At 35.2% G+C, this 11,762-nt stretch carries 9 protein-coding genes; 2 read left to right on the forward strand and 7 right to left on the reverse strand.

The window, feature by feature from the left end:
• Window positions 1-12: 12 nt before the first annotated feature.
• Complete coding sequence (locus MHB44_RS15820; RefSeq protein ID WP_341299958.1) at window positions 13-429, reverse strand: YugN family protein; 417 nt, start codon at window positions 427-429, stop codon at window positions 13-15.
• Window positions 430-573: 144 nt separating this feature from the next.
• Between MHB44_RS15820 and MHB44_RS15825 the strand changes: the two genes are divergently transcribed.
• Window positions 574-1,578 carry a hypothetical protein gene (locus MHB44_RS15825; RefSeq protein WP_341299959.1) on the forward strand — a complete coding sequence of 335 codons (1,005 nt, stop codon included), beginning with the start codon at window positions 574-576 and terminating at the stop codon, window positions 1,576-1,578.
• 126 nt (window positions 1,579-1,704) lie between these two features.
• Window positions 1,705-2,826, forward strand: coding sequence for a hypothetical protein (locus tag MHB44_RS15830; RefSeq protein WP_341299960.1), 1,122 nt, complete (start codon window positions 1,705-1,707; stop codon window positions 2,824-2,826).
• A 45-nt stretch (window positions 2,827-2,871) separates the two neighbouring features.
• Here the strand turns inward: MHB44_RS15830 and MHB44_RS15835 are convergent, their stop codons facing one another.
• The 6 genes from MHB44_RS15835 to MHB44_RS15860 all read right to left on the reverse strand — a co-directional run bounded on the left by MHB44_RS15835 (window position 2,872) and on the right by MHB44_RS15860 (window position 11,742).
• Window positions 2,872-3,327: a helix-turn-helix transcriptional regulator gene (locus tag MHB44_RS15835; protein ID WP_341299961.1), complete on the reverse strand. Its 456-nt coding sequence runs from the start codon at window positions 3,325-3,327 to the stop codon at window positions 2,872-2,874.
• 592 nt (window positions 3,328-3,919) lie between these two features.
• Window positions 3,920-6,190 (reverse strand): M28 family peptidase, encoded by a 2,271-nt coding sequence (locus MHB44_RS15840; RefSeq protein WP_341299962.1) that lies wholly within the window; start codon window positions 6,188-6,190, stop codon window positions 3,920-3,922.
• Between the two features lie 855 nt (window positions 6,191-7,045).
• Entirely contained in the window at window positions 7,046-8,185 is a 1,140-nt protein-coding gene (locus MHB44_RS15845) for an isochorismate synthase (RefSeq protein WP_341299963.1), read from the reverse strand.
• Window positions 8,186-8,195: 10 nt separating this feature from the next.
• Window positions 8,196-8,780, reverse strand: coding sequence for a 4'-phosphopantetheinyl transferase superfamily protein (locus tag MHB44_RS15850; protein ID WP_341299964.1), 585 nt, complete (start codon window positions 8,778-8,780; stop codon window positions 8,196-8,198).
• A gap of 17 nt (window positions 8,781-8,797) precedes the next feature.
• Window positions 8,798-9,550, reverse strand: a complete 753-nt coding sequence (locus MHB44_RS15855; RefSeq protein ID WP_341299965.1) for an alpha/beta fold hydrolase — start codon at window positions 9,548-9,550, stop codon at window positions 8,798-8,800.
• The gene (locus MHB44_RS15860; protein ID WP_341299966.1) at window positions 9,550-11,742 is read right to left on the reverse strand and encodes a bifunctional Gfo/Idh/MocA family oxidoreductase/class I SAM-dependent methyltransferase; all 2,193 of its coding nucleotides are present in this window, start codon (window positions 11,740-11,742) and stop codon (window positions 9,550-9,552) included. The genes MHB44_RS15855 and MHB44_RS15860 overlap by 1 nt, the downstream gene beginning before the upstream one ends.
• Window positions 11,743-11,762 lie beyond the last annotated feature (20 nt).

The raw sequence follows: 11,762 nt of genomic DNA on the forward strand, positions 1-11,762 counted from the left end.
TATTTATCTATACTAGTGCAGGAAATAAGGTAATACCTTTTCTTCAACAGCCTGTTCTCCAGCTTGAATCCATTTACTTTTATCATGAATATACCCATCCTTCTCAAGTGGTGTCTGAAATTGGCTTGCTCCAGTTGCATCTAATAATGACCCCTCATCATAATCTAAACCAATATTCACAACATGCTTAATCACAAACGGCTTTTGAAAACGAATTTGTGCATCTTCATTATCAAGCTCCCCTGCTGTCACGATAAAGGGTACACGTAAATAAATCGTTTCTCCCTCTTCCTTCCACAATACGGAGTCGAAGCTCCCTTTATCATACTCCCAATTTCCACCAATCGTAAAACCTTGATTGATAATTTTATCTCGCAAATAACCAAAACCAATTTCTTTGCCAATAATTTTTGACTCAAATTGTAACATTGTGCATCCTCCTTTTACTTGCTAAAAGTCTATCCTAAATAGAGGCATTACAAACACGTTCTATTAGCCACTTATTCCACGAAAATATCCTCTAAAATAAGATATGGTATACTAGCTACGATGAATAATTAGAAGGTGAATTTTATGCTAGAAGTTAGTGAAAGTAAATTAACACAATATGGAATGCACTTTATAAGTGAGTCACTTATTTTAGGGGAAGAGGCATTTACACAGCCTGAGGTAATGTTAGAAGCAGCCTTTACACAGCTGGCCTTTCATAAAATAGATATGGAGCAGCAGTACGAATTTTTCCATGAAACAAATATTGCTCTTAATGAGGTTTTTACTTATGTACAGGCAATTTTTGCACAGGAAAATAGCTTTCTTGAACAATCTCAAAATATTGCTAAACACTTACATAGTGTGTCCCAGCATCCCAATATAAAAAGTGGTGAGTTATTTATTGGATTGTTTGACGATTGTTTATTAGTGGATGAAGCTAAAAAAGTAATCGCCATTGTCAAAATTGATGAAAAAGAAACATTTTTAGATGTGCAAAACGACCATCATACAATGACAGTCAATGGTATCGATGGCATTAATGTTAAAAAAATCAATAATGCAGCCATTATTATTGATATGGGACTAGAGCAGCCTCCTGCTGTTTTTATCAAAACAAAACGTAAAGAGGATATTGTTTATTGGCAAGAGCGTTTTTTAAAAATAAAAGCAGCAGATGAGCATTTTTATAAAACAAATTTAGCCTTAGTTGAGTGTAAGAAATATATTTTAAAAGAAGAGCATTATACAAACACAGAGAAGCTAGGGCTGTTAAATAAAACATTGGACTATTTTAGACAGGAAGAGGAGTTTCAGGTAGACCATTATATTGAGACGGTGTTTGAGCAGGCAGACGCAACCCAAAAGGATATTATTATAAACACAGTTAAACCTTATGAAACCATTATTTCGGAGAGTGCACTTGAAAAGGCCGAAAAGAAGTATAAACGTAAAATTAAACTGGATGCCCATATTGAAATTCAAGTAAATATTCAGCATATTGAGCAAATCGATGAGCTGATCGAGGTAGGCTATGATGAAGCAACCAATCGAAAGTTCTATAAAATTTATTTCCAGGATGAAATGTAACAAGATAAAATCTGCTTTAGAGGAGGATAAAAAGTTAAAATTTCTCTAAAAAGATAAAACCTTTTCGATTGGTAAAACGTCTAATAATTGGTAACACTAGTTGATCTAAAAGGAGAATTGATGACAATGAAAAAGCCGTTTACAAAAACATGGATAGCCGCTTCAGCACTTACACTAGGAATGACCGTTTTAACACCCATCTACGTTGGTGCAGCACCCGTAGAAACAACAAATAATGCCATTATACAATTAGAACAAACCATTACAGGAACGATTCAATATTTTGATGAAGAAAGCATTATGCTGAAGGGAACAGATGGAAAAAATTATTTTATCGGCTTATACAAATTCTCTGACAAACAAATTAAGCAATGGTCATTAGCAGAAGGTCAGGAAATTACGGTTGAGGGTAGCATCGTGGAAGATTATTTAGACTTTCTTACATTTGATGTATATAAAAAGTCCTTACCTGAAGGCGTAACAGCCGAAGAATTAGTGCAGCTAGAAAAGCTCTTTCATGACCTAAAAAAAGCAGCTAAAGAAGATAATTATGAAGAGATGGAAAAGGCCTGGGAGCAAATCGATCGCATCGTAACACCTTACGAGCTCGCAAATTGGGAACCTGAGTCTTTTGAAGAATTTATTAACGAGGCTGAATTTACTGAAAAAAATGTTGTCATCAAAGAACAGGATCGAAAGCAGCTTGAAACACTTTATAAGGAATACATTAAGCTTGCAAAAGAAGATAAAACAGAGGAAGCAAGCGAAATTCTGGATACCTTCTATACAATTCTTGCGCCTTATTTCGATGAGCTATATCCACCACTCACATTTGAAGAATATATGACTGATCTTGAAATAGAGGTACCAGAAGAAGAGCTTGCAAATTTGAAAGTTATCTATGAAGAAGCGCTAAAAGCAGATACAGCTAAGAACGAGGAATTATCCACAAAGCTATGGGAGCAATTCTATCAAACTCTGAATGCCCATATAAAGCCTGTTCCTTTTGAAGAATATATAGCTGATATGGAATTTGATATTCGTGAAGACGATTACGTAAAGCTACAGCAATATTATGAAGAAGCAATTGCTCTTAGTCGAAGTGGTGAAGATGAAAAAGCTGATGAAAAATGGACGGCATTTTATAATATCTTAGAACCTTATTACGAAGCAAATAGAGCCATTCTTATTTCTGCCTCTAAACTAACACTAAACGGCAAGGACTTACTACCAGAATCAACTAAATAATTTAAAGGGGCTGCTTCTAAAAATTTAGAAGCAGCCTTTCTATAACTAATCCACATGTTTATTTTTTAACTGATCCGCAGCAATGCCCCCAATTAGCATCAAAGCTAATGGTAAAAAATTAGGCACAGCTTTTGGTAATCCCTCTAAAATCGTAATATTTGTCCCTGCAAAATGATTTAACGCAAGAATGCCTAACTTAACTACTAGCATTAAAGCCCCTAATAAAAATACACTATCAAAAAATACCTTCCATTTTGGATAGGCCAACTGTTTACTATCTTGAATAACCTTCGCCTTCAATTCTTCATCACTCCTTAATAGTTCATCGATCGTAATACCAAATAAATCACTTAAATCAATAATAACTTCAATACTGGGATAGTTCTTGCCCGTTTCCCATTTTGAAACAGCCTGACGACTAACTTGAATTTTTTCAGCAAGCTCCGTTTGTGACCAGCCTCTTTTCTCTCTTTCTTGTTTTAATCGTTCGCTAAAAATCATGTTGTTCATCGCCCTTTCTTACTATTCATTATGCGGAGAGTGAATAAAAAAAGTAAAGATAGTTATAGGTGCATCAAGGAGCAACCTGTCGTTGCCCTCTATAAATACAGTGTTTGCCGAAATTTCGCTAAATAAAAAAGAGATAACTTGTACAAGTCAATAATGTACAAATTATCTCCTATAATTATTTTATTTTTCAAGTGCTGGATATGTTAGCGATCATTATCCGCAATTTACGCTATCCCTTCACCGCAAATTTATCACGCAATTGATATTTCGAAATTTTTCCAGATGTGTTTCGTGGCAGAGCATCGACATAGTGAAATGGATGGGCAATTTTATGTGAGACGCTTATGGCAAAAAGTGATTAATAGCTACTTTTAATATATATGATAAATCACTCATAATCATACTACAGCAAGGCTATTGTTAAGCCTAATAAATATGAATTTTTCACCAATGTTAATATTCGCTATAAATCAAAACATTATTCATTTATAAAGTATTTTCTATATGGGACTGCTTCCTTTCTTTGCAATATCAATAAAATAGGACAGCTAAACACTAACATTTAGCTGCCCCATTATCTGTTTTATTGTGCTTCTTCATTCTCATACAACTTTAACATCGAAATAATTGCTTGCTCCAATGTATAATTGTTCTTTGGTAAAAATAGGCCTTGTTCCGTACCAGTCATAATCTCTGCAAGTTGCATAGCATAGACACTGTCCTTTGCCCAAGCGGAGATGTCACTGTCATCCTGATAAATCAGAGGATTGCCGTCCCCTGAGATATCCTTTAAATCTAAATACTTATAGATATTATAAAGAATTACCGCAGCCTCCTCGTGGGTAATCGTTTCATTTGGAGCAAATAGCGTATCACTCTTACCCTCTATAATGCCAAGCTTATTTATGGCAACGATATACTCATCTGATGTATCCTCAAATGGCGTAGGCTCCATCATATCTGGCTCCCAATCTGTTTTCTGGAAAAGAAGTCTAGCAGCAAGCATAGAAAAGTCAGCTCTTTTAATACCCTCATAATAATTTTTGCGAAGCTCATATGGGAATAGTTGAGCTTTCATCGCTCTTGCCATCGTCATATTAGCCTGCATATCCTTATCAGTATAGCTTTTGCCTAACGGATTTGTGAGATCAATATAGTCAAGATAAAGATGTACACCCTTTATAGTCTTGTATAAACCATACTCGCTCCCCTCCTGCAAATCTTCCTCTCCAACTATAACCTCTGTCGCCTCATCGTCGTCAATATTATTTTGCATCCCAATTGTTAGATCGCCACCTATCCCATCTGAGCCAATCTGAATAAAGCTAATTTCTGTTAGTTCTTTGACTGAAAGCTGTGACTTTACCTTCTCCCATGCCTGCTTTGCATGATCTGTCACAGGCAATGTAGCAGAGGGCTTATTAGGGATTTCCTCTTTAATAATCTCACCGTCTTTTTTGAAAATACGCGTTTGATCAGCTCCATACGATGATTCCATACGAACAAGCTCACCGTTGATAAGCGTATAGCCTTCCTCTACCTCATCATAATAAGGCTCTATATACAATGTAAAAATATTTTCCTGCTCATCATACTCAATACGATAGGAATTTCCGTAAATATTATGCCATCTCTCGTTGACAGACTTACCAAACTCCTTATCTAAAATCGCGCCTAATTCTTCAAATGAAATACCTGTTTGTTGGAAATCTATAGTGAGTGAACTAAGCCATCCCCACTGACTCGTTGCAGTTAATGTAAGTGGTTCCGAGATATTAAACATTTGTACCATTGCCTGATACTTCGTGTTGCGATCTTCAGATGGAACTTGACTGAATCGGATACCCGTTGCTTCCTCTATCTCTTTTTTCGAGCTATGCGGTATTCTTATCGTACTAGAGATTGGATATACCGTATGATCAAAGATAGGTCGTGATATGGCCTGATAGGATGGCGTTTGATCGCTCATAATTTCCCTAGCAATCACCTGACCCGCATCTGCCGCATAAGCAAGCATATCAGGGCTGACATGTTCTATCGTGTCATTCTCATTATGATACTCCCCATGTACAGCTGGGTGGGAAAAGAATAAATTTGGAATAAGCTTTGGAGCAAAAGCAGCATGGTCACTTGTCCCACCACTGTTATACTCAACAACTTGAATATTTTTATAATTGTCATTGCTCTTTAGTAAATCAGATAAAAAACTTGCTTCCCCATCAGCCGAATAAATTTTCACATTCTGCTCTTTTTTTGCCGCTAGCATATCGAAATTGAGCATCCCAATCACTCTATCACTATCGGCTCCTAACTGATCCACATAATGCATCGAGCCAAGCAAGCCGTCCTCTTCTGCGTCAAAGGCGATAAAACGTATTTCCGTATCAGTAGGTACATTATGTAATAAACGCACAAGCTCAAGCATAACTGCAACACCAGAAGCATTGTCATTGGCTGCTGGTATATTTCTGATACTATCATAGTGCGCACCAATAATCAGAATATCATTTGTTTTTACCGCTGTATTCGGCGAAATCGTTCCAATAATATTGGTTGCTGAATATTTGGTGAAAGGCTCTTCCCCTTTTTCAGCTAAATCCCAATTGAAATGTTCTGCTTCAAACGCCTGCGTTGTCACCGTAAGACCATATTGTTCAAATGTGTCTATAATGAATTGCCTTGCAAGCTCCTTTTCTTCATTATCATGTCCTCGTGGATAGGAGGACAAAACCTCGACAGTGGACATCATGTCATTTGCATCCACACTACCTTCCATTGCGTTTGCTGTAAAGGTACTTGAAAAGCCTGCAAAAATAACTAAGACCGCTAGCACTACCCTTATTATTGTTCTCATTTATCAGCTACCCCCATCTGCTTACCCGTGTAAACTTTATCTAATATCCCTTTAAAACTATCCATCACACGCTAAGCCATCCTTGTTGTTATTTATTGGATGAAAGCAACCTATCCAAATATGGATAATTTTACATCAAAAACATCATTTATACAATGTTTTTTATTTATATATTGGGGAAACCTCTTAATCAAATGACTAGAGATTGGTTAAATTAGGGGTTTTTTTTGGGAGAGGTTATGAAATGTAATTGGTAAAAATATGATCCTAGGGCATTTATCTTTTGTTATCATTTCACTATCAATAAGTAGCCATTATTAGGATTCACTACAGAAGGAGAGCTATTGTGAAACACAAAAAAGTGAATATATGGATATTGATGTTTAGTGTCGTGCTTGTAATTTGTATACCTTTTATTTATGGAAATAGAGAAAATATTGATGATAGTACATATCACTAAAGTTATTTCTCGTGCTTTTTAATTTTGTATTCTTTATTCCCACATATCCCTAAAAGATTTGAGAGCAAACACAAACAAATTTAGACTACTTAACCTTCCAGCAAGCGCATTAAAAAATGTTTTATATATACCTTCCTTGACTAGCCCCTCCACTTTCATAGAAATTTATCATCATCTTACTATATTAAAGTTCAAATAAAAGTTTATAATTTTCCTGAAATTAAAAAACATCCGAAATATTGAGAGATCAATATTTCAGACATTTTTAATATATAACTACTCAACGCATATTTCTTTGTAAAGTTAATACTTGATGTGCTATTCATTGAATTCATTCACTATCACAACGCTGGCATTGGAAATGTAGGAATTATCTTTATTCAATAGTATTTCAATTATTCTTTTAATTCCATTGCATCTAACATTGTTGTTAATTTCGCAGAGATCTCGTTGTATTCACTATTTGGCACTGAGTTGTTCACTATTCCAGCCCCTGCAAACAATGTAACCTCTGTCTCCTCTATTGCTGCACAACGAATAGCGATTACCCATTCCCCATCGCCATTACTATCCATATAGCCAACTAACCCTGTATAAAAGCCTCTGTTAAATGGCTCTATTTCCTGTATAAAATGTAAGGATTGCTTTTGCGGTTCCCCGCATATTGCTGGGGTGGGATGTAACAATTGGGCTAAATCCAATGCATCCATCGTATTATTTGTCAGCTTCCCTTTAATAACTGTGGATAAATGGATCATTGTATCTGTATAAAGAATCTCAGGTCTTTGATTAAACTCTATATCGCTTAAATAAGGGTGCAATTTCTCACACATATAGTCCACAACAATTTTATGTTCATACAAATCCTTATCAGAGTTAAGTAGTTCTTTCTCTAAATAAGCATCCTTTATCTTATTAAAAGTTTGTTTTCGTGAACCAGCTAAGGGATTAATCGTTACCATAGCTCCATCCTTTTTTACAAGTAACTCGGGACTTGCTCCAATAAGTGTTTGGCAATCATCTGTACCCATTGAAAAAATATAGCCCTGATTATTTTTATATAGTAAATTTGTTAACCATGAAGATATTGGCGGATTGTCCTTCAAGTGGAAGTTTAATGTTCTAGCTAAAACTACCTTATTAAAATGCTGATCATTAATAAAATTGATTGCCTTTCGAACCATCTCACTAAATTGCTCTTTATCAGGGATAGTCTGACTCTGTTCTATCATTAAGGGATGAGTGGTTACTTGCAAGTCCATAATCAAGCGACACTTATCATAACGCTCAAGTTTTTCTGGTACAATAATGGTTGCCTTTGTACGTCCATCAAATGGAATTGCTGCAATCATCATTTGTGTCTTATATTGTTGCTGAAGTTTTATCATTTCATCTTTGAACTTTGAAGGGTCGTTGTATTCTATCCTAAACCTTTTGCAGCTTCCTTTACATAATAATAGTTGTTCAGGTGTTTTAAATAGGGTATCCTGTTTTTGAAAATTCTGAAGGATTTCAGAAAGTTTTGTTTTCATCATCGTTTTCAACTCACTTATCTGCTTCTTTTATTAATAGATTTTCTGTGATATTCACTACACGTATGTTCTTTTTTTTACTACTAATGAGTGACAAACGGTAATTATTATCAACGATCATGGAATGACAAAATACATCGCCTAAAATTGATTGAAATTGCTGATTTTCGAGTAAGAAGTTTACTTTTGTTAGATTCATATTTAATCCCATACCTATCATTTTGGAATAAGCTTCTTTTAAAGTCCAAATGGTATAAAAATAATCTAGCTTATCTTCCTTTAATGGAAACCCATGAAACTGTATGATCTCTTGTTCACTCATAAAATATTCGATACAATCAAACTCAACTGGTTTTATCTGTTCAATATCAATACCGATAAAGCAATCTAAAGAGACTGCACCTACAAAATAATCGCCAGAATGAGATATATTAAAGTGAAGATTCGTATAGCCTGAGCTATTTACATATGGCTTTCCATATGGACCATATTCAAATTGAATATCTTGTAATCCAGTTTCCTTCAATAGAATATAGCGTTTAAACAAATTAGAATACTTATTATCGGCATCACTTATCTTGTATAAATAGACATTCATAGGTTGATTGAAGCTTATCATAGTGTACTGACGCTATAATGGAGGATCGTATCCTCTATCACCTTTACATACATATCTCCTAATTCGTACAAGTAAAAGTGACTGCCTTGAAAATTTTCAAATGAAAAGCTATTATTCGTAACTTCCCTCCAACACGACATATCTGTATCTGCAAGGTCAGGATCTTCATCACCATAATGAGCAATAACGGGGATATTCAGCTTCTGTCCCGTATAGGAAAAAGACTCATGCAAGATATAATCATTTTTTATAGAAGGTATGACAAAGTTAAGAAACTCTTGATTGTTTAATAGGCATTGTGGTGTACCACCCAAGCGATGTAATTCCTGTATTAAATAATGATCTGCCATCGTTGAATGATATTTATCCTTGCCTTTACAATGTGGAGCTTGGCGACTTGCAGCTACCAATAGTTGAAGCTGTACATCTGTATAATTTTCAAGATAGTGAGCTACTTCAAATGCAATGGCAGCCCCCATGCTATGGCCAAATAATACGACCTTCTTGTCTTTTGAAATACTTTCAATGGCCTGCGCTACTTTTGCACCTAATGCAGCAATGTTTAAAATCGGTTCTTCCATTCTCCTGGTTCCTTTGCCTGGTAGTTCTACACTATATATATTTAAATGCCTATATCCTGATATCCATTCCCTATAATTAGAGGCTGATCCACCAGCATGATGAAAGCAAAATAAGTTGACATCAGCTTGGTGATTACATGAGAATGGAAACCAAATCTTCATATCCATTACAGCTCCCTCCTTTTTTCTAGCGCAAATAATCGTTGCCCTAATGGATAGAGCTTATGTGCCTTATCTGGTTGAATAGATATACATTCTAATCCTACCTCATTAAATATTTCCAACCATTGAGAGGTAGTTAAAAAAGTAGATGATGTTTCTTTTCTTATGTCACTAGCAGGCTTCATCATAAATACTTGTGAAATTAACATTTGCAATGCTTCTCCATCCGCTTCTGTTATAAGGACGATACCATCATTTTTTAATAGTAATTTAAGCCTTGATAAGACTTCCCGCGTATTTTTTACATTATTTAAAACCCCTGCTGCTATAATAATATCTTGAGAATCATTCTCAATATAAGCGATATCCGTATCATTTTCTATATCTAATTTCATATAGTCCAGCCAGTTTATGTTTTGAAATGTTTTTTTAGCTTCATTAATAAAATAATTAGAAATATCACTAAACAAATAGCACTTTATATTTTTCTGCAGTTGCTGCTTGATAATATGATCAATAACCACGGTAGAGGTAGCGCCTGTTCCAGCACCAATTTCCAATACATGCACATGGTCTTTCATAGCAATGTGTGCTGAGACAGTATTGGCTACTTCATGATTAAGATAATGGGCAATTATCGTTTCCTTGTACAATGCTGTTGCGATGTCCATCTCGCCATATTGAAATAGAAGCTGCACAGCAGACTGCTGTCCGCTTAATAAACCATCTAGTATTTGTGCATGGCTATAAAAATAGTCCATTACTTTTTCTGGTACTAATTGATCTGCCCAAAGTGATTTAAGCTCTAGCCAATCCTGTTTGACCTCATCAGTAGTTAGAAGTGGATAATTCAACATGTAGCCAGCATTAGCACTAATAATATAGCCATGATTTGCAAGTGCAATTAGCCATCTCTGAGGGATAAATTTTAAATTTTCAGCTACTTGAATTGAATGCTGAATATCGTCCACTGAGTAGACTTTCCCTTTTAGAGTTAAAATATTTTTTTTCTGAAATTCTAATAAAATAGTTTTTAAACATACCTCATTAAATTTCGCTACAGCTTGTTTAACGCTCTCCACTGTTAATTGCTCATAGCGAGCTTCAATAGATATTTCTTTATGGAGTTGTGCTTTTACATCCCCAATATTTAAAAACGGTTGTGCCTTTCTTTTGTAGTCATTAGGGTATCCTAGTGAACTTGTAATATCACTCCACAGTTGTGCTGCTTGGATAATATATTGCCCTTCTCTCATCATCGCACTTGATTGACTATTATTGATAATCAAGTTTCCTAACCTTTTAAGATCTTTTAAGATAGTGGATGGCCAAATTGTTGTTAAAATCTCTTTATAGGTTAAGCTGCTGTTTGGCTCAAACATTTCATTCACTGGCGTTGTTAATGAATATGACATCTCCTGTATCAAATCTTTTGGAATCAAAGTAGTATCAGGCATTTGCATTCTAGGTGTCCACACAACTGGTCCATTGGTATCAAACAAAGTTAGTTTACCACTATCGAATCCTACTGTTATTTGATGCATTAAATGCATATAGCTATCAGAAACAGCTACCTCTACCTGATTTTGTGCTCGAATCGTTGTCGGAACACCTTTTATTATGAGAGAAAGCATTTGAAACGGCGTATTGCCTGAAATGTGATCTTTAATACTCCAGGGCTGTAGATTGCCAAATAATTTTGTTAATATATGGGCTAAAGGAAACGAAACTTGAGTTGCCATATCCACATTAAGATATATTAACTCCTCTTTTTCCATAATTTTTTTGGCAATATCAATAAACTTCCTTACATAAGGTAAATTTACATATAAATCACCTACAACAAACTTTACACGATATTGTCTCGCAATACGGTAGCACTCTATTAAGTTTTGATAATGGACTGGCTGCTCGACTAAGACATGAATGCCTCTCTTCATTAACTCAATAGCTAGCTCTGTACCAGAGCCACCCATAATACTAGTAGGCACAACAATACAAGCAATATCAATATCTTTAGGTATATTTTCTATATCTGTATATAAGTCAGTTTCATACACGCTAGCACATAGCTGTGATCTTTGACTTCCTTGTGCCAGAATGCCAGCTAGTTCAAAGTGCTGGGCGTTTTTAATAGCTTCTAAATAAAATTGACCAAACCTTGTACCACATACAAGTACACGTAACTTTCGTGTCAATTGCTTATCATCCCTTCACT

Source organism: Lysinibacillus sp. FSL H8-0500, from assembly GCF_038051955.1.
Classification (GTDB): Bacteria; Bacillota; Bacilli; order Bacillales_A; family Planococcaceae; genus Lysinibacillus; species Lysinibacillus macroides.